This window comes from Actinomadura fulvescens (assembly GCF_039533225.1).
Taxonomy (GTDB): Bacteria; Actinomycetota; Actinomycetes; order Streptosporangiales; family Streptosporangiaceae; genus Spirillospora; species Spirillospora fulvescens.
Window position 1 is genome coordinate 406890 of the sequence record NZ_BAAATD010000001.1, and the last position, 25242, is coordinate 432131.

26 protein-coding genes are annotated in these 25242 nt (G+C 72.0%); 14 read left to right on the plus strand and 12 right to left on the minus strand.

The genetic code is table 11. The features are described 5' to 3' along the window. The first annotated feature begins 38 nt into the window (after positions 1-38). Both ABD333_RS01910 and ABD333_RS01915 read left to right on the plus strand, forming a co-directional pair. Positions 39-716 carry a response regulator transcription factor gene (locus tag ABD333_RS01910; protein WP_344537062.1) on the plus strand — a complete coding sequence of 226 codons (678 nt, stop codon included), beginning with the start codon at positions 39-41 and terminating at the stop codon, positions 714-716. Between the two features lie 16 nt (positions 717-732). Then, a complete protein-coding gene (locus ABD333_RS01915) occupies positions 733-2079 on the plus strand; it encodes a sensor histidine kinase (RefSeq protein ID WP_344537064.1) in 1347 nt (448 codons plus the stop codon). Between the two features lie 50 nt (positions 2080-2129). On the opposite strand, the gene ABD333_RS01920 is transcribed toward ABD333_RS01915, so the two are convergent. Then, positions 2130-2981: an SAM-dependent methyltransferase gene (locus ABD333_RS01920; RefSeq protein ID WP_344537066.1), complete on the minus strand. Its 852-nt coding sequence runs from the start codon at positions 2979-2981 to the stop codon at positions 2130-2132. 336 nt (positions 2982-3317) lie between these two features. Next, positions 3318-3899, minus strand: a complete 582-nt coding sequence (locus tag ABD333_RS01925; protein ID WP_344537068.1) for a TetR/AcrR family transcriptional regulator — start codon at positions 3897-3899, stop codon at positions 3318-3320. Positions 3900-3972: 73 nt separating this feature from the next. On the opposite strand from ABD333_RS01925, the gene ABD333_RS01930 reads away from it, so the two are divergent. Then, complete coding sequence (locus ABD333_RS01930; RefSeq protein ID WP_344537070.1) at positions 3973-5385, plus strand: amidase; 1413 nt, start codon at positions 3973-3975, stop codon at positions 5383-5385. On the opposite strand, the gene ABD333_RS01935 is transcribed toward ABD333_RS01930, so the two are convergent. Genes ABD333_RS01935 through ABD333_RS01960 form a run of 6 tightly spaced genes read right to left on the minus strand, consistent with a single transcriptional unit; the run spans position 5366 to position 11317 of the window. After that, the gene (locus ABD333_RS01935; protein WP_344537072.1) at positions 5366-6127 is read right to left on the minus strand and encodes a glucose 1-dehydrogenase; all 762 of its coding nucleotides are present in this window, start codon (positions 6125-6127) and stop codon (positions 5366-5368) included. The two genes, ABD333_RS01930 and ABD333_RS01935, sit on opposite strands and share 20 nt — an antisense overlap. After that, positions 6114-8228: an acetate--CoA ligase family protein gene (locus tag ABD333_RS01940; protein WP_344537074.1), complete on the minus strand. Its 2115-nt coding sequence runs from the start codon at positions 8226-8228 to the stop codon at positions 6114-6116. The genes ABD333_RS01935 and ABD333_RS01940 overlap by 14 nt, the downstream gene beginning before the upstream one ends. Beyond that, on the minus strand, positions 8228-9802 hold the full coding sequence (locus ABD333_RS01945; RefSeq protein WP_344537076.1) for a class I adenylate-forming enzyme family protein: 1575 nt from the start codon (positions 9800-9802) through the stop codon (positions 8228-8230). Before ABD333_RS01945 ends, ABD333_RS01940 begins: the two co-directional genes overlap by 1 nt. A 45-nt stretch (positions 9803-9847) precedes the next feature. Then, positions 9848-10192, minus strand: a complete 345-nt coding sequence (locus ABD333_RS01950) for a VOC family protein (protein WP_344537078.1) — start codon at positions 10190-10192, stop codon at positions 9848-9850. After that, the gene (locus ABD333_RS01955) at positions 10189-10587 is read right to left on the minus strand and encodes a Zn-ribbon domain-containing OB-fold protein (RefSeq protein ID WP_344537080.1); all 399 of its coding nucleotides are present in this window, start codon (positions 10585-10587) and stop codon (positions 10189-10191) included. The genes ABD333_RS01950 and ABD333_RS01955 overlap by 4 nt, the downstream gene beginning before the upstream one ends. A 40-nt stretch (positions 10588-10627) precedes the next feature. After that, the gene (locus ABD333_RS01960; protein ID WP_344537082.1) at positions 10628-11317 is read right to left on the minus strand and encodes an endonuclease V; all 690 of its coding nucleotides are present in this window, start codon (positions 11315-11317) and stop codon (positions 10628-10630) included. Positions 11318-11396: 79 nt separating this feature from the next. On the opposite strand from ABD333_RS01960, the gene ABD333_RS01965 reads away from it, so the two are divergent. Genes ABD333_RS01965 through ABD333_RS01980 form a run of 4 tightly spaced genes read left to right on the plus strand, consistent with a single transcriptional unit; the run spans position 11397 to position 14360 of the window. Beyond that, positions 11397-11942 (plus strand): RNA polymerase sigma factor, encoded by a 546-nt coding sequence (locus ABD333_RS01965; protein WP_344537084.1) that lies wholly within the window; start codon positions 11397-11399, stop codon positions 11940-11942. Further along, the gene (locus ABD333_RS01970; RefSeq protein ID WP_344537086.1) at positions 11939-12958 is read left to right on the plus strand and encodes a CU044_5270 family protein; all 1020 of its coding nucleotides are present in this window, start codon (positions 11939-11941) and stop codon (positions 12956-12958) included. The genes ABD333_RS01965 and ABD333_RS01970 overlap by 4 nt, the downstream gene beginning before the upstream one ends. A 44-nt stretch (positions 12959-13002) precedes the next feature. Beyond that, entirely contained in the window at positions 13003-13623 is a 621-nt protein-coding gene (locus ABD333_RS01975) for an isochorismatase family protein (RefSeq protein ID WP_344537088.1), read from the plus strand. 2 nt (positions 13624-13625) lie between these two features. Then, a complete protein-coding gene (locus ABD333_RS01980; protein ID WP_344537090.1) occupies positions 13626-14360 on the plus strand; it encodes an SDR family NAD(P)-dependent oxidoreductase in 735 nt (244 codons plus the stop codon). A gap of 2 nt (positions 14361-14362) precedes the next feature. Here ABD333_RS01980 and ABD333_RS01985 read toward each other — a convergent pair whose 3' ends face one another. Beyond that, a complete protein-coding gene (locus ABD333_RS01985; RefSeq protein WP_344537092.1) occupies positions 14363-15535 on the minus strand; it encodes a serine hydrolase domain-containing protein in 1173 nt (390 codons plus the stop codon). Between the two features lie 166 nt (positions 15536-15701). Here ABD333_RS01985 and ABD333_RS01990 point away from each other — a divergent pair, with 166 nt between their 5' ends. Next, positions 15702-16883: an RNA-guided endonuclease InsQ/TnpB family protein gene (locus ABD333_RS01990; RefSeq protein ID WP_344537094.1), complete on the plus strand. Its 1182-nt coding sequence runs from the start codon at positions 15702-15704 to the stop codon at positions 16881-16883. Between the two features lie 71 nt (positions 16884-16954). Next, the gene (locus tag ABD333_RS01995) at positions 16955-17866 is read left to right on the plus strand and encodes a cyclase family protein (protein WP_344537096.1); all 912 of its coding nucleotides are present in this window, start codon (positions 16955-16957) and stop codon (positions 17864-17866) included. On the opposite strand, the gene ABD333_RS02000 is transcribed toward ABD333_RS01995, so the two are convergent. Next, positions 17863-19371 (minus strand): AMP-binding protein, encoded by a 1509-nt coding sequence (locus ABD333_RS02000; RefSeq protein ID WP_344537098.1) that lies wholly within the window; start codon positions 19369-19371, stop codon positions 17863-17865. The two genes, ABD333_RS01995 and ABD333_RS02000, sit on opposite strands and share 4 nt — an antisense overlap. A gap of 9 nt (positions 19372-19380) precedes the next feature. Beyond that, positions 19381-20439 carry an LLM class flavin-dependent oxidoreductase gene (locus ABD333_RS02005; RefSeq protein WP_344538797.1) on the minus strand — a complete coding sequence of 353 codons (1059 nt, stop codon included), beginning with the start codon at positions 20437-20439 and terminating at the stop codon, positions 19381-19383. A gap of 180 nt (positions 20440-20619) precedes the next feature. Between ABD333_RS02005 and ABD333_RS02010 the strand changes: the two genes are divergently transcribed. The 5 genes from ABD333_RS02010 (at position 20620) to ABD333_RS02030 (ending at position 24805) form a co-directional block, all read left to right on the plus strand. Continuing rightward, complete coding sequence (locus ABD333_RS02010) at positions 20620-21075, plus strand: flavodoxin family protein (protein ID WP_344537100.1); 456 nt, start codon at positions 20620-20622, stop codon at positions 21073-21075. Positions 21076-21095: 20 nt separating this feature from the next. Continuing rightward, the gene (locus ABD333_RS02015) at positions 21096-21395 is read left to right on the plus strand and encodes a Dabb family protein (protein ID WP_344537102.1); all 300 of its coding nucleotides are present in this window, start codon (positions 21096-21098) and stop codon (positions 21393-21395) included. Between the two features lie 359 nt (positions 21396-21754). Then, positions 21755-22909 (plus strand): thiolase C-terminal domain-containing protein, encoded by a 1155-nt coding sequence (locus ABD333_RS02020; RefSeq protein WP_344537104.1) that lies wholly within the window; start codon positions 21755-21757, stop codon positions 22907-22909. Between the two features lie 43 nt (positions 22910-22952). Then, positions 22953-24095 (plus strand): sensor histidine kinase, encoded by a 1143-nt coding sequence (locus ABD333_RS02025; RefSeq protein ID WP_344537106.1) that lies wholly within the window; start codon positions 22953-22955, stop codon positions 24093-24095. Between the two features lie 29 nt (positions 24096-24124). After that, positions 24125-24805, plus strand: a complete 681-nt coding sequence (locus tag ABD333_RS02030) for a response regulator (protein WP_344538799.1) — start codon at positions 24125-24127, stop codon at positions 24803-24805. Here ABD333_RS02030 and ABD333_RS02035 read toward each other — a convergent pair. Continuing rightward, positions 24777-25010: a hypothetical protein gene (locus tag ABD333_RS02035; protein ID WP_344537108.1), complete on the minus strand. Its 234-nt coding sequence runs from the start codon at positions 25008-25010 to the stop codon at positions 24777-24779. The two genes, ABD333_RS02030 and ABD333_RS02035, sit on opposite strands and share 29 nt — an antisense overlap. Positions 25011-25242: the final 232 nt, after the last annotated feature.

The following is a 25242-nucleotide window of genomic DNA, read 5'->3' on the forward strand; positions in this document are numbered from 1 at the left end:
GTCCGACGCATTCGCACATGGTGGCATACGGTGCGGGCATGGCGAGTGTGCTGGTGGTGGAGGACGACGCGAACGTCCGTACCGCCTTGATCAGGGAACTGAGCGCGCGTTCCCACGTGGTGCGCAGTGTCGGGACGGCGATGGACGCGCTGCGCGAGGTGACGCAGGCGCCCCCCGACGTGGTGATTCTCGACCTCGGGCTGCCCGACCTGGACGGCGCCGAGGTGCTCAAGATGTTGCGCGGAGTGTCCGACGTACCGGTGATCATCGCGACCGCCCGCGACGACGAACCGGAGATCGTGCGGTTGCTGAACGCGGGCGCCGACGACTATCTGATCAAGCCCTTCTCGGCGGAGCATCTGAGCGCCCGACTGGCCGCGGTGCTGCGCCGGTCGGGCCGGTCCGGGCCTGCGGCGGAGCTGTCGGTGGGCGGTCTGCGCATCGACCTGGACCGCCGCGAGGTGACGCTGGACGGCACGGCGCTGGAGCTCACCCGGCGCGAGTTCGACCTGCTGGCCTACCTGGCCGCCAGGCCGGGCCGGGTGGTGGCCCGGCGCGAGCTGCTGGCCGAGGTCTGGCGGCAGGCGTACGGCGACGACCAGACCATCGACGTGCACCTGTCGTGGCTGCGCCGCAAGCTGGGCGAGACCGCGGCGGCGCCGCGTTACCTGCACACCGTGCGCGGCGTCGGCGTCAGGCTCGCCGAGCCGGGATGATGGGCGAGGATGCCGCATGAGGCGCACGCTCGTGCTGGTCTCGCTGGCCGTCACCTCGATGGTCGCGCTGGCCTTCCTCATCCCGCTCGGTCTCACGGTGCGGGAGATCGCCCGTGACCGCGCCCTGACCACCGCCGAACGGCAGGCGAGCGCGCTCGGCCCGGTGCTGGTCGTCACCCAGGACCCCGCCGCGCTCGAACGCGCCGTCGCCAGCACGCAGGCGGGCGCGGCGCAGCGGATGCGCGTGCACCTGCCCGACGGCCAGGTGATCCCCAGGGCCGAGGGCGAGGACGCGCGGCGCGCCAAGCCGGCACAGCTGGCCGAGGCGGGGCGGCGCGGCCGTTCCTACACCGCCGGGGTGTCCGGCGGCTACGCGCTGCTGCAGCCGGTCTCGCTGGACGGCGGACGCGCCGCCGTGGTCGAGGTGTACGTGCCGGACGGCGACCTGTCCCAGGGCGTCTGGAAGGCGTGGGCGGTCATGACCATGGTCGCCGCGGCCCTCGTCGCGGGCTCGGTCGCGGTCGCCGACCGGCTGGGCGCCCGGGTGATCCGGTCCACCCGGCGGCTGGCGGAGGCGGCCGGCTCGTTCGGCGACGGCGACCTGAGCGTGCGCATCGACCCCGACGGCCCGCCGGAGCTGGTCGAGGCGGGCGTGGCGTTCAACGCCATGGCCGACCACGTGGTGCAGTTGCTCGCCGCCGAACGCGAGATGGCCGCCGACCTCTCCCATCGGCTCCGCACGCCGCTGGCCGCGCTGCGGCTCAACGCCGAGGCGCTGGGCGACGGCCCGGTGCCCGACCAGACCCGGGAGGCCGTCGACCGCCTCGAACGCGAGGTCGACCTCATCATCCGGACCGTGCGCCGCCCCACCGGGCGCGGCAGCTGCGACGCCGCCAAGGTCCTCGCCGAGCGGGTGTCGTTCTGGTCGGTGCTCGCCGAGGACGAGGGCCGCTCGTGCGAGCTGATCGGCGCCAACCGGCCCGCGGAGCTGCCGCTGCCGGGCAGCGAGCTCGCCGCCGCCGTGGACGCGCTGCTCGGCAACGTCTTCCGGCACACCGCCGAGGGCACGGCCTTCGCGGTGACACTGCACGTGGGTCAGGGCGTGACCGGAATCCTCGTCGCGGACGGCGGACCCGGCATCGCCGACCCCGACGCCGCCCTGCAACGTGGCCGCAGCAGCGGCGGCTCGACCGGCCTCGGGCTGGACATCGCCCGCCGCGCCGCCGAGTCCACCGGCGGCTACCTGCGCATTCACCGCTCGGTCCTGGGCGGGGCGCAGGTGCAGATGTGGTTCCGCACCCGGTGGCTGCCGCCGCAGCGCCGCTCCCGGCGCCTGGTCCGCCGCCGCCACTCCCGGACGTGACGGACGCGCTTGCCGGCCGGGGGCACCGCTGACAGCCCCCGGCCGCGCGTTCACCGCTTGATGGCGACGCCGCCGTAGCCCCAGACGTTGGCGAGGCTCAGGGCCGGATCGTCCGGCTCGCCGTCGGGGTTCCAGTCGACGACCAGACCGGGTTCGACCAGCTCGACGCCGTCGAACATGCGGAGGATGTCGGGGTGGGACCGCATGGTCATCGTGGACGAGGCGTTCCGCCACTGCGCCGCGCCCTCGGCGCCCTGCCGGGGGTTGGGATCGAGGGAGGCGTGCGACAGGACCAGGTAGCTGCCGGGCGCGAGAGCGTCCACCAGGCGCTTCACGATGCCGTGCGGGTCCTCGTCGTCGCGGATGAAGTGCAGGATCGCGACGAGCATGAGCGTGACCGGACGGTCGAGGTCGAGCGCGTTCCGGATCTCGTCGGCGGCGAGGAACGTCTCCGGCTCGCGCAGGTCGGCCTGCACGAACGTGGTCCTGCCGCGCCCGTCGCCGGCCATGAGCGCCCGGGCGTGCGCGAGCACGATGGGGTCGTGGTCGACATAGGCGATGCGCGCCTCGGGCGCGAGCTCCTGGGCCACCTCGTGGGTGTTGCCGGCGGTCGGGATGCCGGTGCCGATGTCGAGGAACTGGTGCACGCCGCGGCGCACCGTGTAGCGGACCGCGCGCCGCAGGAACTGCCGGTTGAGGCGCAGCGTGTTCTGCATGTCGGGGATCGCCTGGAGGACCTGCGCCGCCACCTGGCGGTCGGCCTCGAAGTTGTCCTTGCCGCCCAGCATGTAGTCGTAGATCCGCGCCGTGTGCGGTGTGGTGGTGTCGATCTCGGGCGGCAGCACGGTCTCGGCCTCCGCGGCGGTCGGCAGCCGCCACGGCGGTTCCCTGCGTTCGGACATGGAGCCACCTCCGGGAGGCTGACGGGGGAAGACGTCGATCATGAAGATCGTACATAACCGAACGCTTTTCTAGGGCCGGATTCCGTCCCTGTCGCCCGATTCTGTTTAGCGCCTCCTCAGGCGTCCTTTAAAGGAGCCTTAAGCGCGTTCCGCACGGCGGTGAGGAGCCCTAACGTCTCAGGTGTCACATCGGAGACACGGCGGAGGTGCACAGGCTGGAGAGCACGGTGAACGTCGGCTGAGGTTCCGACTGAGCTTCCTGATTGAGACGAGCTTCCGGCCCGTACGGCCCGTAACCCCGCTCGGGGGCCGTGCGGGCCGCAGGCGTTCCCGGGGTCACGGCGAGGCGGCCGGGCTGAGGGCGCCGCGCAGCAGGAGGCGGAAGGCGTCGGCGGTGCCGGCCGCGGAGGTGTCGCCGGTGGACAGGCGGCGGACGGCGAGGCCGTACAGCATGGCGACGACGACCGGTGCGTGGCGTTCGGCGTCGGGGATGCCGAGCGCGGTGAGGACGGCCGTGGCGAGCCGGTCGTAGGCGGCGACGGACCGGGCCGAGGTGTCGCGCACGCCGGGGTCGCGGGCGGCGTGCAGGTGGAGTTCGAGGTTGGCGATCTGCTCGGGGCCGTACGCGAACGCGACGACGGCCTTCTCGACCAGGTCGGCGGCCTCGTCGGGACTGACGCCCGAGTCGCGCAGCCGCGCCACGTAGGCGGTGATGCGGGCGATCTCGGAGTCGACGAAGGTCTGGAGGCTCTCGCGGAGCAGGTCGGTCTGGCTCGGGAAGTGGTAGGTGAGCGAGCCGAGCGACACACCGGCCGCCCTGGCGACGGCGCGGTTGGTCACGGCGCCGATGCCCTGCTCGCCGATCAGGCGCAGGGTGGCGGCCAGGATCCGGTCACGGGCTGCTTCGGAGGCGCTCATCGTTCCCAGTCTTCCGCAAGGTCGCGTCCAGCGTTATCGTTCGTTCGAACGAACGATACGTGAGAGGTGCGTCGTGCGCGACTATCTGGGCTTGGCCGAGCAGGCGGAGATGCTGGTGCGGGGTGAGGTGTCGGCCGTGGAACTGGTCGAGCACTCGCTGGCGCGGATCGCGGCGGGGGACGAGCTGGGCGCGTTCCGGGTAGTCCGGGCGGAAGCGGCGCTGGCGGAGGCGGCCCAGGCGGACAAGCGGCTGCGCGACGGTGAACGCCTGCCGCTGCTGGGCGTGCCGGTGGCCATCAAGGACGACACCGACCTCGCGGGCGAGACCACGCCGTTCGCGGTGATCGCTGACCACCGGCCCGCCACCCGGGACGCCGAGCAGGTACGGCGGCTGCGCGCGGCGGGCGCGATCATCATGGGCAAGACGACGACGTGCGAGATCGGATTGTGGCCGTTCAGCGAGTCGCCGGGGTACGGGTGCGCGCGCAACCCGTGGAATCCCGACCACACGCCCGGCGGCTCGTCGGGCGGCTCGGCGGCCGCGGTGGCCGCCGGGATGGTCGCGGCGGCGGTGGGCTCGGACGGCGCCGGCTCGATCCGGATCCCGGCGGCCTGGACGGGACTGGTCGGGATCAAGCCCCAGCGCGGCCGGGTCTCGGGCTTCCCGCAGCGCGACCCGTTCAACGGGATCACCGTCTGGGGACCGCTGGCGAGGACCGTCGGGGACGCCGCGTTGCTGCTGGACGTCCTGACCGGCTGCCATCCGGAGGACGTCTACCGGCTCGACGCGCCCGGCACCCCGTTCGCGGCGGCGGCGACGCGCGACCCGGGACGGCTGCGGATCGCGCTCTCGTTCAGGACGGCGTTCGGCGTCAGCGGCAGGCTCGACCCGCAGATCCGGCTGGCCGTCGAACGGCTCGCCCGGCGGCTGACCGATCTCGGGCACAAGGTCTTCCCCGCCGACCCCGACTACGGGCTGATCGGCCTCGGGCTGATCCCGCGCGGGACGTCGGGCGTGGCCGACTGGCTCGACTCGATGCGCGATCCGGTGCCGGAGGCCCGCACGCTGGTCGAGGCGCGGATCGGGCGGCTGGTCGGCAGGCGCCTGCTGCCGCTGGCCAGGCGCATGGACCCGGGCCTGCGGCGGCGGGTCGGCCGGATCTTCCAGTACGCGGACGTGGTGCTGACGCCGACCACGGCGCGACTGCCGTTGAAGGTCGGCGCGTTCGACGGCGCGGGCTACCACAAGACGCAGTCGGGCGTCGCCGCGGCGTGCCCGTACGCCTGGACGTGGAACGTGCTGGGTTGGCCCGGCGTGAACGTCCCCGCCGGGTTCAGCTCCTCAGGCCTGCCGATCGGCGCGCAACTGCTGGGCCATGACTCCGACGAGGCGACGCTCATCTCGCTCGCGGCCCAACTGGAGAAGGCGGAGGGCTGGGCCGACCGCCACCCCGCGTACGCCCCGCTCAGTAGCCCGCGCCCGTGAGCATGCCTCCGTCCACAAGGACCTCGCTTCCGGTGCAGTAGGAGGAGTCGTCGGAAGCGAGGTAGACGACGAGGCCGGAGACCTCGCGGGCCTTGCCCATCCGGCCGAGGGGCAGCGCCTTCATGAACGCCTCGGCGGTGTCCGCGGTCGCTGCCACCACGTCGTCCTGGAGCGACATCGCGGTGAGCACGCCGCCGGGGTGGATGGAGTTGACCCGGATGCCGTACGCGCCGAGTTCGCGCGCAGCCGCCTTGGTCAGCCCGCGCACGCCGAACTTGCTGGCGCTGTACGCGGCGAGCCCGGACGCGCCGATGAAGCCCTCGGTCGACGACACGTTGACGATCGAGCCGCCGCCCGCCTCGCGCATCGCGGCCGTGACGGCCTTGATGCCGAGCCACTGGCCGACCAGGTTGACGTCGAGGACCTGCTTGAACTCCTCCAGCGCCATGTCCTCGATCTTCTTGTGCCGGATGATCCCGGCGTTGTTGACCAGGACGTGCAGCGCGCCGTAGGACTCCACCGCGGTGTCGACGGCGGCCCGCCAGTCGTCCGGGGCGGTGACGTCCATGCGCACGAATCGCACGGCGTCGCCCAGGTCGGCGGCCAGCTTGGCGCCCTCCTCGTCGAGCAGGTCGCCGAAGACGACCTTGGCGCCCTCGTCCACGAACCGCCGCACATGGGCCTTGCCCATGCCGCGGGCACCGCCCGTGATCAGTGCCACCTTGCCGTCAAGCCGTCCCATGCGCGCTCCTCGCGGCGAGTGTCCTCTTGCCCGCGGCGACCGCCACCGCCGCGGCCTCCATGGTGCGGTAGACCGGTACCCCGGCGGCGCGCGCGATCTCCCGCACGGCGTCCTCCACCCCGGCCGGCGCGCACTCGGCGTTGCGCGTGACCAGCGTGATCCGGGTGCCGGGCAGCTCCCGTTGCAGCTCGCCGACGCTGCGCGCGTAGGCCAGCAGCGGGTCGGCGCTGTCGCCGAACGTGAAGAAGCTTTGCACGTTGGCGTGCGCGACGACGTCGGCGAACGGCCGTTCCGCCAGGATCGCCGTCACCGCGTGCCGGACCAGGCCGGGGTCGCCGCGCGGCCCGACCGGGATCTCCAGCGGGTTGGCGAGCGAGCTGCCGGCGCCCAGCCCGAGCGCCCTGAGCGCGTCCCGCGCAGCCTCGGGCAGCGCGGCGAGGTCCAGCCCGGCCGCGTCGAAGACGTCGGCGGCCAGCACGCTCGCGCCGCCGCTCGGCCCGATGACGAGGACCTCGCCGGTGCCCGGCGCGCCCCGCCCGCCGTGCAGGTCGAAGAAGTCGAGGGTGCCGATCAGGTCGTCCTGGCCGGTGACGATGGCCATGCCGGTCTGCTCGCCCAGGGCCGACCAGACCCGGGTGTCGCTGACCATGCCTCCGGTGTGCGACGCGGCGGCGCGCTGTCCCTGCCCGCTGCGGCCGCCGACGAGCGCGACGACCGGCTTGCGGACGTGGCGCAGCGCCTCGAAGAGCCCGCGCCCGTCGCGCGGGTCCTCCAGATAGAGCCCGATGGAGCCGGTCTCGTCATCGTCCGCGAGGTAACGCAGCAGCTCGGCGGGCGTCACGTCGGCGCTGTTGCCCACGGTCGCCACCTTGGAGAACGCGAGCCCGCGCCATTCGCCGACCTTGATGACCTCGCCCGCCAGGCCGCCGCTCTGCGAGATGACCGCGATCCCGCCGGGCCGCCCGGGCGTCCCGCCGATGAACGTCTGGCCGCCCGAGGGGGAGTAGACGCCCATGCAGTTGGGGCCGAGCAGCCGTACACCGGCCTCGTGCGCCGCTGAGAGCAGCTCCGCCTCCAGTTCCGGATTTCCCATCTCGCGGAAGCCGCCGCTCATCACCTGTACGTAGGCGATGCCCGAAGCCTGCCGTACGACCTCGGGGCACTGCTTGGCCGGTACCGCCACCAGCGCGTAGTCGATGTCCTGCCCGGCGTCCGCCAGCGAGGGGACGCACGGCACGCCATCGATCTCCGAGGCCGACGGGTGAACGGCGACAAGGCGGCCCTTGAAGCCCATCGCCCGGTAGAAGCCGAGGAACATGTTCCCGAAGTTGGGTTTCTTGGTGGAGGCCCCGACCACCGCGACCCCGCGCGGCGCGAACAGCCGCCCGAAGTCCCCGTGCGGTGCCACCGTCCCGGCCGGAGCGGTGGACGGCCCGTCGAGCGAGCCGGGCCCGACGAGGCGGGCGTCGACCGCGACGGCGCCGGACGGGCCGCAGATCACCGGGTTGAGCTCGAACTCCACGAGCCGTTCGCCGAGCGCCTCGACCATCCCGCCGGGACCGCCCACCGCGAGCAGCAGTTTGACCAGCGCGTCCCTGTCGGCGGGCGGCCGGCCGCGGTGACCGTCCAGCAGCGCCCTGCCGCGCAGCTCGCCGAGCATCGCGCGGGCGTCGGCCTCGGTGATCGGGCACAGCCGCAGCGCCGTGTCGCGCAGCGCCTCGGTCCACACCCCGCCGAGGCCCACCAGCAGGACCGGGCCGAACGCGGGGTCGCGGACCGCGCCGACGATGACCTCGACGCCGGGCGCGGCCTGCTCCTCCACCAGGAAGCCGTCGGGGACGATGTCCTGCCCCGCGAGGGAGTAGAGCATCTCCGCCGCGGCCGCCGCGGCGGTGCCCGCCGAGCCCAGGTCGAGGCGGACGGCCCCGGCGTCGCTCTTGTGGAGCAGCCGGGGACCGTACGCCTTGACCACCAGGGGCGGGGCCAGCCCCGCGGCGGCCGTTTCGAGGCCCTCGTGGGTCGTGGCGGTCGCGCCGCGCGGCACGGCCACCCCGAACCCCGAGATCCAGGCCTTGACGACGTGCTCAGGGATGTGGCTCATCAACCCACCTGGTCGGCGTACTGGTCACGGATGCCGCGGCGCAGCAGCTTGCCGGGGCCGCCGGAGGCGTCCTGTGTGTGCGGCAGCTCGGACGCGACGACGACCGTGTCCGGTGCCTGGTGAACGGGGAGCCTCTCGGCCAGCGAGGCCTTGACCGCCTCGGCGTCCAGCGTGGCCCCGGCGCGCGGGACGACCGCCAGCAGGATCTTCTGCTCGGCCGCGTCCCGGCCCTCCGGGTGCGCGGGCACGCCGACCACGCCCGCTTCGGCCACGCCGTCGACCGTGATGGCGGCGCCCTCGATCTCGACCGGCTGCGACCACTGGCCGCCCTTCAGGATGGCGTCCTCGCGGCGGCCGAGCACGTACAGGAAGCCGCCCGCGTCCATCCGGCCGAGGTCGCCGCCCACGTACCAGCCGTCCTTGAGCACGTCGGCGGTCTTGCCGAGCTGCTTGTCGTAGCCGGCCATCACGTTCGGGCCGTTGAGGTTGATCTCGCCGACCTCGTCGATCACGCGCGCGCCGTCCGGGCCGGTGACACGTATCGCGCACGACATGCGCGCGCGGCCGACCGAGGAGATGTCCTGGCTGCCGTCGTCCTGGCGGCCGAAGCAGGTGTAGGGCGCCTCGGTCTGCCCGTAGTAGCTGTAGATCGCGGCGCCGGGCACGCGCTCCATGATGCGCTCGCGCAGGGCCGGCAGGAGGGGTTCGCCGCCGAGCACGATGGCCTTGAGGGAGGTCAGGTCGGCGTCCTCGTGCTCGTCCGAGCCCAGCAGGGCCGAGAAGAAGCTCGGGATGAGGCTGACGTGCGTGACCTTCTCGCGCGGCACGACCTTGAGGAAGTTGGACGGTCCCCAGTCCTGCTCCAGGACGAGTTTCATCCCGGCGTAGAAGGCCGGGCCGACGAGGGCGGGGAAGCCGATGCCCCAGATGATGGCGCCGGTGCCCATCACCGAGTCCTGGTCGCGGTCCACGTCCAGCCAGATCTGGGCGGTGGCCAGCGAGCTGAAGTGCGTGTGCATGACGGCCTTGGGCAGGCCCGTCGTGCCGGAGGTGTAGAAGAGCGCCAGCAGGTCGTTGCCGAAGCCGCCCAGCGGCGGCTCGGCGTCGCCGGCGTTCGCGGCGAGGGAGTCCAGGTCGACCGAGTCGGCGCCCGCGCCGCCGACGCGCAGCCAGAGCTTGACGTTCGGCAGCTCGGGCCGGATCGACTCGACGAGCCGCTCGACCGTCGCGTCGTAGACGAAGGCGGTGCACTCGGAGTGCTCGACCACCTGCCGCAGGGTGTCGGCGGGCCAGTAGGGGTTGAGCGCCGCGACGATGGAGCCGATCTTCATCTGCGCGAGGTAGACCTCGGCGACGTGCAACGTCTCGTTCATCAGCGACGCCACCCGCATGCCGGGCGTCACCCCGGCCGACAGCAGCGCGTGCGCCACCCGGTTGACCTTCCGGTTCAGCTGGTCGTAGGTGAAGCTCTGGTCGCCGCAGTAGGTCAGCGCCACCTTGTCGGGCGTGCGCAGCGCGTTCGCGGTGAGGATGGCGTAGGCGTAGTTGCTGAAGGGGGAGTTCTCTCGCGCCACGGCTGGTCTCTCCTTCGACTCCGGCAGAGGGTGGGCGGCGGGGGGCTACTTGCGGCTGGCGTAGAGCACGAACGGGTTGCCGGTTGGGTCGCGCAGTACGGCGCGCACCTCGTGCGGCCCTTCCTCGGGAGCGCGGACCAGCGTCGCCCCGGCCGCGGTCAGCCGGCCGGCCATGGCCGCCACGTCGTCGACCTTGAACGAGACCGCGGGCGTCCCGCCGGTCACGTCCTCCTCGGGCCCGGCGATGGCGAACGTGGTGCCGCCGCCGTCGAGCGCCGCGAACCGGCCGCCGTCCTGGAACTTCACGGCCAGGCCGAGCGCGTCGCGGTAGAAGCGGACGGCCTCGTCCACGTCCTTGGCGCCGTAGAGGACGTTGCCGATACGGGTCATGCGGGCCTCCAGGTCGGGATCGGGCCGAAGCCGTCCAGTTCGACGAAGTGCACCCCGACCGGCATGCCGATCCGCACGTCCCCGGGCTCGCACCCGGTCACGTCACCGAACACCCGTACGCCCTCGGGCAGGTCCACCCAGGCGACGACGTAGGGCGGCTGGAAGCCGGTGAGGAACGGCCGGTGCACGACGCTGAAGGTGTGCACGGCGCCGCGGCCGCCGACCGTCTCGTACGGCAGCCGGTCACCACCGCAGAACGGGCAGGCGGGCTCGGGGAAGTGCACGAACCGCGCGCAGCCCGAGCAGCGCTGCAGCGCCAGCTCACCGCGCCGGCAGGCCGTCCAGTACGGCTCGGTCAGCGGCGTGGGAGTGGGCACGGGGCGCGGGCGGTCCATCGCGGCCCAACCTAGCGCACGCTTGGTTAACCGACAAGGCTCAGCCCGCCCGCAGCGCCGCCCGCGACAGCCGGTCGGCCCTGCGCGTCGTCTCCGGCAACCGGAACTCCGGGCTCAGCGCGAGGGCGTGGCGGCACGCGGTGTCCAGGTCGATGCGATGCCCGACCGACACGTACACCGGCCTGGTCCCGTCCTGGGTGCGCAGGACCCGCCCGACGACCTCGCCGCCGTCGTCCAGCAGGTCCGCAGTCGCGCCGCGTCGCGGGCCGGGCTGATCGTGCCGCCCGAACAGCCGCGTCTTCGCCACGCCCATGGCCGGCAGCCCCGTGAGCACGCCGAGATGACAGGCCAGCCCGAACCGGCGTGGATGCGCCAGCCCGGCGCCGTCGCACACGAGAAGGCCGGGCGTGGTGTCGAGCCGCCGCAGCGCCTCCAGCAGCGTGGGCAGCTCCCGGAACGCGAAGAGCCCCGGAACGTAGGGGAACGCGGCGATCCCCGCCACCACGGCCTCTTCGACGGTCTCCAGCGTGACCGCGTCGAGCACGACCACGGCCGCCGCGAGCCGGTCAACGCCCGTGCCGTCACCCGCGTACGAGACGTCCAGCCCGGCGATCGTCGCGGGCCGCTGCGGACCCGGATCACCCAGCTCCAGCGACGGCCGGAGCCGATCCTGGATATCCCGAGCCTCCTCCACCGTGGACGGCCACGCGTGCACCTCCCCGACCTCCATGTCTCCGCACGTTACCGCTCCGGGAGAATTCGTCCCGTTCCGCCGGTAAGGGCCGGGGCACGCGGAGGCACTAAGGGGCATGGACGATCCGAAAAGCCGGTTCACCCGGCTGTACGACGCGCACTATCGCAGCGTGCTTCGTTACGCGCTGATCCGCGCGGCTCCCGACGTCGCCGAGGACGTCGTGAGCGAGACGTTCCTCGTCGCGTGGCGGCGGCTCGACGACGTCCCCGACCAGGAGCTGCCCTGGCTGCTCGGTGTCGCCCGCAACCTGCTGCGCAAACAGCACGCCACCGCGGGCCGCCGCGACGCGCTCGCCGACCGGATCGCCGCCCTGACCCCGCACGAGGACGGCTGGGACCTCGCCGAACGCGTCGTCGAGCGCGACAGCCTCCTGCGGGCGCTCGCCGCGCTGCCGGAGAAGGACGTCGAGGCGCTCACGCTGGTGGCGTGGCACGGGCTGGAGCCGAGACAGGCCGCCCGGGTCGCGGGCTGCCCGGCCGCCACGTTCCACGTCCGCCTCCATCGGGCCCGAAAGCGCCTGGCCGCGCGCTACCGCGCCCAGGCGGCGCACCCTCAGGGCCACGCCCACCTCGCCCGCACCGTCCCTCAGGAGCAGCAATGACCGACCCCGTCAGCAGGCTGTCGGCCGTCCTGCCGGACACGCTCGACGAAACGATCGACGCCGCGTACGAGCGGCGCCGCGACGCCGATCTCGACCGCATCACCGCCACGCCGCGCGCCGCCGCCGTTCGCGGCCGGCGGTACGCACGGCCGTCGTTGATGATCCTGGCCGGTGCCGCCGCCGCCGCGCTCGTCGCCGCCGCGGTCCTGGTGTCCGGAGAGGACGGCACGGAGCCGCGCCCGCCGGCGACCGCCGACGCCCGGCGGTTCCTCCTCGTCAGCGCCGATATCGCGGCCGCCGCACCGGCCACGAAGGGCAGGTACTGGCATGTCCGCGAGCGCACCTTCGAGTCCGTCTCCCGGAAGGGCTACACCGCGACGATCGCCACCACGCAGGACTCGTGGTCGTCGACGACCCGGGCCCGTCTCGTCAACCACCAACGGCCCGCGATCGGCTTCCCGACACCGGCCGACCGGGAGACCTGGCGCCGGCAAGGGTCGCCGCCGCTGGTGCCGAAGGCGGCGACGGTGGACTATCCCAAGGCGGCCGACACGCTCCGCGTGTTCGGTAATCCCTCCTATCCGGCCTGGCGCGACGTTCCCGCCGATCCCGCCGAGCTGGAACGGCTGGTCCGGCGGCTCCAGCGGAACACGGGCGACTACCGCGGCCATCTGTTCGACCTCACGGCGCACGCGCTGGCCCAGCCCGCGCCGCCGCGCGTCCGCGCCGGGCTCTTCCGCATGCTCGCCGAGACCGGCGGGATCACCGTGGTGCCCAACGCCAGGGACCGGCTCGGCCGGACCGGCACGGCCCTGTACCACCGGGCGGACCTGCCCTCGGGCGACCTGCACTGGATGATCATTGAGCCGCGCGGGGCCCGGTTGCTCGCGCTGGAGGACGGCGGCGAGGGGGCCCGGCTCGGTGATCGGGCCAACTCCGCGACGGTCTACGAGACGGCGGAGTGGACCGACAGGCTCGGGGCGCCGGTCGGCCCGATCACCCGGGGCCGTGCGTGAGTTCGGACTACCCAAGCAAGTGCTAGGTCAGTATCGTGGAGCCCGTGGCGATCGATCTTGCTGAGCTGGCCGATCCCCGGCACACCGCGCTGCTCGTGATGGAACTGCAGCGGGGCGTCGCCGGGGATCTCGCCAAGTTCCCCGACCTGGTCAAGGCCTGCGACGAACGCGGCGTGGTGGCGAACGCCGCGCGCGCCGTCGCGGCCGCCCGGGCGGCGGGCGTACGGGTCGTGCACTGCACGGCCGCGTTCCGCGCCGACCGGGCGGGCAGCCATACCGACAACTGCCCGTTCATCAAGGGCCTCCTCAAGGACCCCGGGCACATGCTGGAGGGCACCGGGGCCGTGGAGGTCCTGCCCGAGGTGTACGACCCGTCCGACCTGGAGTCGCGGCGCTACCACGGCTTCTCGCCGTTCACCGCCACGTCCCTGGACCAGACGCTGCGTTCGCTGGGCGTGCGCACGGTGGTGGCCGTCGGGCTCTCGCTCAACCTCGGCATCCCGGGCCTGTGCCTGGAGGCGGTCAACCTCGGCTATCGCGTGGTCGTCCTCACCGACGCCGTCGCGGGCATTCCCGCCGACTACGGGGACGCCGTCATGGCCAACACCATCAGCCTGCTCGCCGCGCGCACGACGAGCGTCGAGCTCGCCAGGGCCTGGGAGTGACCATGGACGGACTGGACCTGTCCGGCCGCACGGCCGTCGTCACCGGTGGAGCGGGCGGCATCGGCCGGGCGATCTGCGCCGACCTGGCCGCGCTCGGAGCGCGGGTCGTCATCGCCGACATCGACCTGCCCGCGGCCGAGGCCGTCGCCAAGGACCTGGGCGGAACGGCACTCCGCGTGGACCTCACCGACACCGGCGACATCGACCGCTTCCTCGCCGAGGTGGGCGAGACCGACATCCTCGTCCACAACGCCGGGGTCAGCATCGTCGAACCGTTCGTGGACAGTGACCCGGCGGCCTGGGACCTCATGTGGAAGATCAACCTGAGGGCGCCGATGCAGCTCACCCGGGGCCTGCTGCCCGGCATGACCGCCCGCGGCCGGGGCCGCCTGGTCTTCATCTCGTCCGACGGCGCACGGGCCGGCTCCGGGGGCGAGGGCGCCTACGCGGCGACCAAGGCCGGGCTCTTCGGCCTGGCCAAGACCCTCGCCCGGGAGGCGGCACGCGGCGGCGTCACCAGCAACGTGGTGTGCCCCGGCCCTACCGACACCCCCATGGTCCGGGCGGTGTCCGACCAGCACCCGGGCCTGCTCGACAAGCTCGCCAAGCAGATCCCGCTGCGCCGGATCGGCCGCCCGGACGACATCGCGGGCATCGTCGCCTTCCTCTGCACCGACCGCGCCGGATACATAACCGGCCAGACCCTGTCGGTCAGCGGCGGCATCACGATGCAGTGACGTCAGGTCAGGGACGTGTAGGCGGCCTCGGTGAGGCGGTAGGCGCGCAGGTCGCCGGAGAGCTGGTCGCCCATGCTGTTCGGCAGGTACGCGATGGTCAGCCCCGCCTCGGGGTCGCCGAGCCCGATCGAGCCGCCCGCGCCGGTGTGGCCGAACGCGGACTGCCGTCCGGCAGGCGGGGTGAAGAACGTCATGGCGGGCCGCATGTAGCCGAGGCCGAACGAGCTCCGCACCAGCATCGTGCGATCCGTGCCGCTGACCCGGGGCCTGAGGGCGTCCGCGAGCGTGTCCGGCCGCAGGATCCTGCCCGCGATGAGGTCGCGGTAGAAGGCCGCGAGCGCGGGCGCGGTCGCGATCATCCCGGCGGCCGGCCAGCCCGCTCGGAGCACGACCGGGTTGTTGTAGCCGCCCTTGCCCGGGTGCGGGTTGTTGAGCGACCGGTTGAGGGCACTGCCGGGGTCGACGTAGGCGCTGGCCAGCCGTTCGAGCACGTTGTCGTCCTCGACCGCCCGCGGGGCGTCCGCGCCGTTGCGGGGCGCCCGGCGGCCGGCGGTGAGCTTGGCGGCACGGTCGATGACCTCGTCCGGGGTACCGATCCACAGGTCCAGCTCGCCCGCGAACTCGTCGCGGACGAACTCGCCGACGAGCCGGCCCGAGTGGCGCCGCACGATCTCACCGGCCAGCCAGCCGTAGGTGAGCGCGTGGTAGCCGTGCGCCGTTCCGGGCTCCCACTCCGGTGCCTGGGCGGCCAGCTCGGCGGCCCGCACGGGCGCGTCGGCCGCCTCCTCGGCGGTCACCGGGCGGGCGAACGCGGGGAGCCCGGCCTGGTGGGACAGCAGGTGGGCGGCCGTCGTGCCCTCCTTGCCCCGCGCCCCGAACTCCGGCCACCATTCGGTCACCGGCCCGTCGATCTCGTACGCGCCGCGTTCGGCGAGCAGCAGCGCGGCGGTCGCGGTCACGGCCTTGGTGCAGGAGAACGCGAAGCACGGGGTGTCCTCCAGCCATTCCCGGCCGGTCCGGCGGTCGGCGACGCCGCCCCACAGGTCCACGACCTTGCGGTCCCCGGCATAGACCGCCACCGCCGCGCCGAGTTCGCGGCCGTCGGCGAAGTTCTGCTCGAAGACGTCCCGGACGGCCGAGAACGCCGGGTCGCAGTGGCCCTGCACGGTTGTCATCGGATCTCCTCCGGGGATACCCCGGCCTTCAGGCCGGGGAGGAAACGGATTCCTGCCGAGCAGGACTGGGATAGCCAGTTCGCCGTCCAGGCAGACCGACGTCTACCACAAACCACCGCCGCGGTCACAAGCTGGGGCCTAGCATGTGAGCCATGGGGCCACTCACGTGAAGCGGGCGTTCAAATACCGCTTCTATCCGACCGATGCGCAGGTGGCTGAGTTGTCGCGCACGTTCGGATGTGTGCGCAAGGTCTACAATATGGCGCTTCAGGCCCGGACTGAGGCGTGGACGCTGCGGGCTGAGCGGGTGAACTACAACCAGACGTCGGCGATGCTGACGGCGTGGAAGAAGACCGAGGAACTGGCCTACCTCAACGAGGTGTCCTCGGTCCCGCTGCAGCAGGCCCTTCGGCACCTGCAGACGGCGTTCACCAACTTTTTCGCCAAGCGCGCCAAATACCCGCGCTTCAAATCCAAGAAGAAGTCGCGCGCGTCCGCGGAGTACACCACCAGCGCGTTCCGGTTCCACGACGGCCAGTTGACCTTGGCGAAGATGAGCGAGGCGCTGGACATCGTCTGGTCCCGGCCTCTTCCCGAAGGGGAGACCCCCTCCACGGTGACGGTCTCCCGCGATAGTGCCGGGCGCTGGTTCGTGTCCCTGCTGGTCGATGATCCCAGCGTCAGGTCGCTGCCGGCCGCTGATACGGCGGTCGGGGTGGATGCGGGCCTTGATCACCTGCTGACGCTGTCGACCGGGGAGAAGATCATCAATCCCCGCCACGAGCGGCGTGACCGGGACCGGCTGGCACGCACGCAACGGCGGCTGGCCCGCAAGGTCGAGGGATCGGCCAACCAGGCCAAAGCCCGTAAGGCCGTCGCCCGGATCCACGCCCGGATCGCCGACCGGCGACGCGACACCCTGCACAAGCTGACGACTCGGCTCGTTCGTGAGAACCAAACGATCGTGATCGAGGACCTGACCGTTCGGAACCTGCTCAAGAACCACAAGCTGGCCCGTGCCATCAGTGACGCGGCATGGAGCCAGTTCCGCAGCATGCTGGAGTACAAATCCGGCTGGTACGGCCGTGAGTTGGTCGTGGTCGATCGCTGGTTCCCCTCCTCCAAGCTGTGTTCGAATTGCGGCGCCTTTCAGGACAAGATGCCGCTGAACGTCCGTACCTGGACGTGCGGCTGCGGCACGACCCATGACAGGGACGTGAACGCAGCCAACAACCTTCTGGCCGCCGGGCTGGCGGCGTCTGTCTGTGGAGCCGGCGTAAGACCTCAACGGAGAACTCCGGGCGGGCAATCGGTGATGAAGCAGAAACCCCTACAGCGCGAGCCGTAGGAATCCCCTCGTTCGCGAGGAGGAGGAAGCCAAGCGCGGTCCTTTCAGAGTGGGAAGGCATAACGAAAACCATGCTCGACGAGTCGAACAACTGGGGACGCTGGGGTGCCGATGACGAACGCGGGGCCCTCAACCTGCTGACCCCGGAGGTGGTCGTCGCGGCGGCCGGCTGCGTGCGGGAGGGGCGGGTGCTGAGCCTGTCGCTGCCGATCAGGGGCGCCACGTCCTCGCCCGCGCCGACCACCGTCCCGCACCTGAAGGGCAGGCCGCTGCCGCAGCACTTCATGTCGGTCGACGGCGGCGACTACGCGGCCGGTACGCGGGCCATCGGCGCCGGGTTGAAGATGGCCGACGACGCGCTGGTCGTCACGCCGCACGGGACCACGACCCATATGGACGCGCTGTGCCACATGTGGTCGGGGAACGAGCTCTACAACGGGCACCCTGCCGACCGCGTGCGCTCGTACGGCGCCGGTCGCTGCGGCATCGACAAGGCGGGGCCGGTCGTGGCGCGCGGCGTGCTCTTCGACGTTCCCCGCCTGCGCGGGGTCGATCACCTGGCGGCGGCGGACCGGATCGGCCCGGACGAACTGGAGGCCTGCGGCGTCGAGGTGCGGCCGGGTGACGTCGCCGTGGTGCGGACGGGCTGGCCGCTCACCTGGCAGGACGGGCCCGACGCCTACTGGGCCGGCCAGCCGGGCCTGTCGGCGGACGGCGGGCGCTGGCTGGCCGAACGCGACGTCTCCATGGTGGCCAGTGACAACGCGGCGATCGGCGGGCTCAACGACCGCCAGCTCGCCGACGAGGGGCTCGCCGACGATCTGCACATGATCCTCCTGTGGCGGCACGGCGTGCATCTCGTCGAGATGCTCTGGCTGGAGGAGCTCGCCGAGACGGGCCGCACCGACTTCCTCCTCGTGGTGGCCCCCCTCAGGATCGAGGGGGGCACCGCGAGTCCCGTCAATCCCGTGGCGATCCTCTAGAGGCCCGGGTAGGCGCCGCCGCCGTGCTGCTCGTCCAGCGCGTCGTAGTCGGGGGTGTAGCCGCGCTTGGGGATCTCGTCGACGAAGGTCACCTCGCGCGGCTTCTTGTACGAGGCGATCTCACCGCGCACGTGCTGGATGACGTCGTCGGCGGTGGCGGCCGCGCCCTCCTTGAGCACGACGATCGCCTTGGGTGACTGGCCGAAGCGGTCGTCGGGCACGCCGATCACGGCGGCGTCGGCGATGGCCGGGTGCGTCTTGAGGGCACGCTCGACCTCGGCCGGGTAGATGTTCTCGTTGGCCGACTTGATCATGCGGAGCCGGGGCCCGATGAAGGTGATCGTGCCGTCCTCTTCGCGGCGGCCCAGGTCGCCGGTGTGGTGCCAGTCGCCCGCGGCCTTGGCCTCGTTCAACTCGGGCCGGTTCCAGTAGCCGGAGAACATGCTCGGGCCCCGGGCGCAGATCTCGCCGATCTCGCCGGGGGCCGCCTCGGTGCCGTCGGCGTTGAGGATGCGCACGTGGACGAGGGGTGACGGGCGGCCCGCGTAGCCCTTGCCGCCCATGCCGAGGCCGAGGAACGTGAGCATGCCGCCGACCTCGGTCTGCCCGTACCCGCCCATCTTCGACGCGCACCACGGGCTGTCGTCGACCGTGATCATCTTGTCCCACTCGGGGGAGTGTGAGACGAAGCGCAGGGAGGACAGGTCGTGCGCGCCGTCCTTGTTGGCCTCCACCAGGCCGTCGATCATCGGGCCGAACAGGAACGCCTGCGTGCACTTCTCGGCCTCGATGAGCCGGCAGACCTCCTTCGGCTCGTACGCCGGGGTGAAGACGAGCTTGCCGCCGATCTGGAACGTGGCCAGCGTGAACATCATCGTGCCGACGTGGAACAGCGGCCCGCATGCCAGGAACGTGAAGCCGTCCTCCATCTGCCGGATGTGCAGCAGCGACATGCTGTGCGCGATGAGCGCGGTGCTGCTGAGCAGCGCGGCGTTGGGACGCCCGTCGAACGCGGCGGTGTAGAGCGCCAGTGCCGGCGTGCCGGAGAGCACCTCGGCGCCGGTCGGCTCGCTGGTGTCGGCGGAGAGGTACGACTCGTACTCGTCATCCGACCGCACCCAGCGCGAGTCAAGGGTGACCTGGCCGCGTGCCTTCTCGACGGACTCGGACTCCTCCCACACCACGACCTTCGGCGTGAGGTCGTTCAGGACGTAGGCGATCTCGTCGGCGCTCTGCCGCCAGTTGGCCGGGCAGAAGATCGCGCCGAGCCGGTTGCAGGCGACGAGCAGCTCAAGGACGCGGAAGGAGTTCTGCCCGAGCCACAGCACACGCTCGCCCGCGGTGACGCCGTCCGCCGCGAGGGCGTGTGCCAGGCGGTTCACCCGGTCGTCGAGCTCGGGATAGGTCAGCCGTACGCCGCCGTCCACGACCGCGGTGCCGAGCGGTCGGCCGCGCCGATGCTCGCTGAGGACGTCCCCGAGAGTGAACCGTTGTACGACGGACATCGCGCCTCCTTAACGGAACGCCGGCATGACTTCTGCGGCGAAGAACTTCAGGACCTTCTTCATCTCCTCGATCGGCACCGGCCGGGTCGAGCCGAAGTCGCACATGAGGTTGCTGAACCCCATCTCCTGGATGGTCTTGATCTGGCCGATGACCCGCTCGGGGTCGCCGATGACCTCGAGCTGCTCCCAGCGGAAGTCGTTGTCGACCGAGCCGCCCTTGAGGTAGCGGTGCTGGTAGTACTCGAAGCCCTTGGCCGCCTGGCCGGTCTTGGGGTCGATGGGCGCGCTCTGCACGTTGAAGATGCGCGACCGGTCGAACATCGCCTCGAACCGGGCCTGGTCCTCGCGGGCCTGCTCGACGGTCGGCGCGACGTACACCGAGCGGCTCGCCACGAGCTCCACGCCGGTGGCGTCGAGCCCGGCCGCGGCGGCGGTCGCGTGCCAGGTCTCGGCGGCCTTGGCGATCTTCTTGAACGGGGCGGCGGGGTCGGCGAGGATCGGGATGCCGCGCGCCGCGTACAGCTCCACCGTCTCGGGGCTGACGGCCGCCACGTGCAGCGGGGGGTGCGGGCGCTGGACGGGCTTCGGCATCAGCGTCAGGGGATGGGTGGTCTCGTAGAACCGCCCCTTGTACTCGAAGTCGTTCTGCGTCCAGAGCCCGAGGATCATGTCGAGGCACTCGTTGAAGCGGTCGCGGGCCTCGCTCAGGTCGAGCCCGAAGTTCTCGAACTCGATGCTCTGGTAGCCGCGGCCGATCCCCACCTCCAGCCGCCCGCCCGACAGCAGGTCCACCATCGCGGCCTCCTCGGCCACATGGATGGGGTTGTGCAGGGGGAGGACCACGATCCCGGTGCCCAGCCGCAGCCGCTCGGTGCGCGCCGCGAGGTTGGACAGCAGGTTGAAGATGTTGGGGACGACGCCGTAGTCCCGGAAGTGGTGCTCGGCGACCCACACCCCGTCGAAGCCGAGTTCCTCCAGGAGCTCGACGATCTCGATCTGGTAGTCGTACACCTCCCGCGCGGACTGCCCCGCGTTCTGGTGGAAGAGGTGGAAGGTCGAGAACTTCATCGGGCGGTCAGCCACGTGTACGGCTCCTTCTCCAGCGGGCCTGGCGGGTGGGCACGCGGTGCCGCCGCCGCTTCTGCGCCTGACCCATCATTACGTACCAAGCGCTCGCTTGGGAAGCCTAACAGGTGTGTCCCCGCGCGACGAGGAAAAGCTCCTGGTCCCCCGTTAGGGTCGGAAGCGATGAAGAGGCTGCTGATCGTTCACCACACGCCGTCGCCGAACCTGCGGGCGATGTACGAGGCGGTGCGCTCCGGCGCGGCGGCCGACGAGATCGAGGGCGTCGAAGTGATCTCCCGCCCCGCCCTGACCGCCTCCCCGGTGGACGTGCTGGAGGCGGACGGCTACCTGCTCGGCACCCCGGTCAACCTCGGCTACCTGTCCGGCGCCCTCAAGCACTTCTTCGACCAGATCTACTACCCGTGCCTGGACGAGACCGCCCGGCGGCCGTACGGGGCGTACCTGCACGGCGGCAACGACGCCACCGGAGCCCTGCGCGCCCTCGACTCGATCGCGACCGGCCTGAAGTGGCGCGCCGTGCGCCCGCCGCACGTCGTGACCGGCGAGCCTTCCCGCGCCGACCTGGAAGCATGCTGGGAACTGGGCGCCACCGTCGCGGCGGAGCTCGGCTCGGTCTGACTCGCGCTACGGTGTGCGCCATGAGCGGTTTTCGGCATGTCGTGATGTTCAAGTGGGCCGCGGGCACGACCACGAGCCAGCAGGACGAGGTGGCCGCCCGCCTCACCGGGCTGACCGGTGTGATCCCCGAGATCGCGGCGTACAGCGTCGGCGCCGACGCGGGCGTCAACCAGGGCAACTACGACTTCGTGGTGGTCGGCGACTTCGCCGACAAGGACGCCTACCTCGCCTACCGGGACCACCCGGCCCACCGCGCCGTCATCGACGAGTACATCAAGCCCATCCTCGCCGAACGCGCCGCCATTCAATACTTCTGCTGAAGGCTTTCGCGGCCTCGGGTTCTCGCCTGGCGGCTCGAACCCGAACCGCAAAAGCGGCGAGCGCGACATCGCTTCGCGATCTTCGCGCGAAGCTTCGCCTGGCGGCTCGCTCCGGCTCAGGTAGCGCGCTCGCGCGACGGCTGGGCGATGCGACCGAGCAAGCGCTTGTCTCTCGCATGGAAACGGGCTAAGTTCGGCGGAAGGTCGCCTGTCGGGACGGATCGCGCCCCGTCCCGGCGGGCGGGCTCTGATTACTGTTTCTTGGCCTCGGGCCTTCGGCTTGCCTCACGACCCGGTCGTGCGCTTGCGTGCGGATGCGGGCAGGCGTTCAGCTGAGCGGCGGATCTAGGAGGCGTTCGGTGGGGAGCCAGGGGTTCGCGGGGCGGGCGGCGGTCGCGGGGGTCGGGATGACCGCGCTGTCGCGGGCGTCCGGGCGGACCGAGCTCCAGCTGGCCGCCGAGGCGGCCCGTGCGGCGCTCGCCGAGGCGGCCGAGGCGACCGGCGGTGCGGTCGAACGGCCCGGCGCGATCCTCAGCTATCACCTGAACGACTCCGCGCCCGTCCTCTACCTGGCACGCGAGCTGCGCCTGCCGGAGGTCGGGTGGCACAACGAGATCTACGGCGGCGGCACGCAGAGCGCGTCGATCCTCGGTGATGCCGCCATGCTCGTCGCCGCGGGGATCGCCGACAGCGTCCTGGTCTATCGCGCGCTCAACGGCCGGTCGGGCCGCCGCATGAACACCCTCGGCCTCAAGCTGGGGGAGGGCATCGAGGAGCAGTTCACCCATCCGTACGGCATGGCGGGGCCCGTCCAGCAGTTCGCCCTCGCCGGGCAGCGATATTTGCACGATGCCGGGCTGACCGATGAGCACACCTACACGGTGGTCGCCCAGTCCAGGGCGCACGCCACGGGCAACCCCCGCGCCCTGCGCCGCGAGCCCGTGGACCTGGCCACCTACCTCGGCAGCCCGATGGTGGCCTCGCCGCTCCGGCGGCTCGACTGCTGCCAGGAGACCGACGGTGCCTGCGCGCTCGTCGTCACGAAGGCCGACCTCGCCCCGGAGGCGCCGCGGATCCACGCGGTGGTGCGGGGTGGTGGTCCAGGGGCCTCGACCATGGACAAGGCCGCGGACGTCACAACGATCTTCTCCTCGTACGTCGCGGGCCCTCTCTACGAGGCCGCCGGCATGAAGCCCGGTGACATCGACGTGTCGCTGCTCTACGACGCTTACAGCTGGCTGGTGCCCCGGCAGCTGGAGGACTTCGGCCTCGTCCGCCGCGAGGAGCTCGGCCAGGCGCTTCGTACGCGCGAGATCGCCTGGAACGGCCGCGTCCCGGTCAACCCGCATGGCGGCCTTCTCTCCGAGGGCTACGTCCATGGCCTCAACAACGTGGCCGAAGCGGTGCGCCAGTTGCGCGGCACCGGCACCGCCCAGGTCCGCGACGCCGAGGTGGCACTCTGCACCGGCTTCGGCGGCAGTTATGGCAGCGCCGCGATCCTCACCCGGCCGTAACGATCACCCCACCCGGCCGGCGGTCCGGGCGTACGGTGGCGTCATGACGGGGCTGCGGCGCTATGCGATCGATGTCGGGATCGCCGCGGCGGCCGGGGCGGTCAACGCGATCATGATCCATGAGGCGGCGGAGCCGGGATCGGTGCCGCCCGACGCGTTCGCCTACACGCTGGGCGTGCTCATGACGGTGCCCGTCGTCATGCACCGGAGCAGGCCCGTCGCGGTGCTGATGGCGTGCAGCGTGGTGCTGTTCGCCTACTACTCGCTCGACTATCCGGGCATGTCGCCGATCTCGGTGCTGGCCGCGCCGCTCTTCTCGGCGGTGAACGCGGGCCATCTGCGCTGGGCCGTCGGAGTGGTCGGCATGTTCTTCCTCGGCGGCTACCTCATCGTCGTGCTCCAGGAGAAGATCGAACCCCTCCAGGCGGTGTCGGTGTTCCTGGCGAACGGCGCGCTGGCGGTGGCCGTGATCCTGCTGGGCGAGGTGGTGCGGAGCCGCCGCGCGCTCGCCGAGGAGACCCAGGAACGGCTGCGGATCGCGGCGGAGGAACGGGAGATCGCGGCGGCGCGCCGGGTCGCCGAGGACCGGGTCCGGATCGCGCGCGAACTGCACGACACCGTGGCGCACAGCATGGCCACGATCACGGTGCAGGCGCGCACCGCCCTGCACGTCCACGGCGAGGATCCGGCGTCCGACCAGGTCCGCACGGCGCTCAGCACGATCCGCGAGACGAGCAGGCGCGCCCTGCGGGACATGGGCGACACCTTGGGAGTGCTCCGGTCGGTTCAGGGCGACGACCAGGGCCGGCCCGGGTTGGAACGGCTGCCCGCGCTCGTCGAGGCGGTCCGGGCGGCCGGGGTGCCCGTCGAGTTGACGGTCACGGGAACTTCGGGCCGGCTCGCGCAGGCCGTGGACCGCGCCGCGTACCGGATCTTGCAGGAGTCGCTGACCAACGTGCTGCGGCACGCTGGTCCCGAGGTGCGGGCGCGGGTGACCGTCGCCTACGAGCCGGACGGTGTCGCCCTGGAGATCGCCGATGACGGGCCGGGCGGCGAGCAGGAAGGAGGGCACGGGTTGAACGGCATGCGCGAACGAGCGGAAGGGCTGGGCGGGAGCTTCACGGCCGGGCCCGGCGACGGCGGCGGGTTCGTCGTCGCCGCGTGGCTGCCCCGGAGCGCGGCATGACCGGGCCGCGGCACGACCACGACGCGGCGGTGATCCGGGTGGTGCTCGCCGACGACCAGTCGCTCGTGCGGGCCGGGTTCCGGGTGCTGCTGGAGGCCGCGGCCGACATCGCGGTGGTCGGCGAAGCCGAGAACGGCGGCATCGCGGTCGCCCTGGCCAGACGGCACCTGCCCGACATCGTGCTGATGGACCTGCGCATGCCCGAGATCGACGGGCTCACCGCCACCAAGCGCATCACGTCCGATCCGGCGCTGGAGCACGTGCGCGTCGTCGTGCTCACCACCTACGCCGAGGACGAGAACGTCTTCCGGGCACTGCACGCGGGCGCGAGCGGCTTCCTGGTCAAGGACATCGAACCGGAGGATCTCCAGCAGGCCGTCCGGGTGGTCGCGGGCGGCGAGTCACTGCTGGCGCCCGCGGTGACCCGCTCGGTGATCGAGGCGTTCGTCCGGAACGGTTCGCAGGCCCGGCAGGCCCCGGCGGCCGGGCGGGTGGCGTCGCTCACCGCGCGGGAACGCGAGGTGGTCCGGCTCGTCGGGCGCGGGCTGTCGAACGACGAGATCGCCGACGCGCTCGTCGTCAGCCCGCTCACCTCCAAGACGCATGTCAGCCGGGCGATGAGCAAGCTCGGCGTGCGCGACCGCGCGCAGCTGGTCGTGCTCGCCTACGAGTCCGGGCTCGTCACCCCCGGGAACGGGCACTCAGGATGACCTCGCGCAACTGCTGAGGCGTGGCGGCCTCGACCAGCCGGGGACCGGCGACGGTGGGCACCAGGGCCCACCAGGAGCCGGTCGCGTCGCCGTACCAGACGCGCACCCCGGGAAACTGCTCCTGCAGACCCCGCGTCAGCGCGGCGCGCAACTCCGCCGGTGGCGGTTCCTCCCGCCCGGCGGCAGCGCCCCGTTGAGACGACATCCGCGCCCCTTCCCCCGTAGATCTCTCCGGTAACAGCGTTCCCATGAAGGGAAACGTCACCGCATCTGAGCCACATGTGATGAAAAACACCATGTGTACCAGCAGTCTGTCGGATCGGCGTACGGCGTGGGGCGTACTCCGGCGGGAGTACGGCAAAGGCTGAGAGTCATCGCAGGCCGGATGTGCCTTCGGCCACCGGGCGGAAGGCTCGGCGGAGACCGGACGGCACATG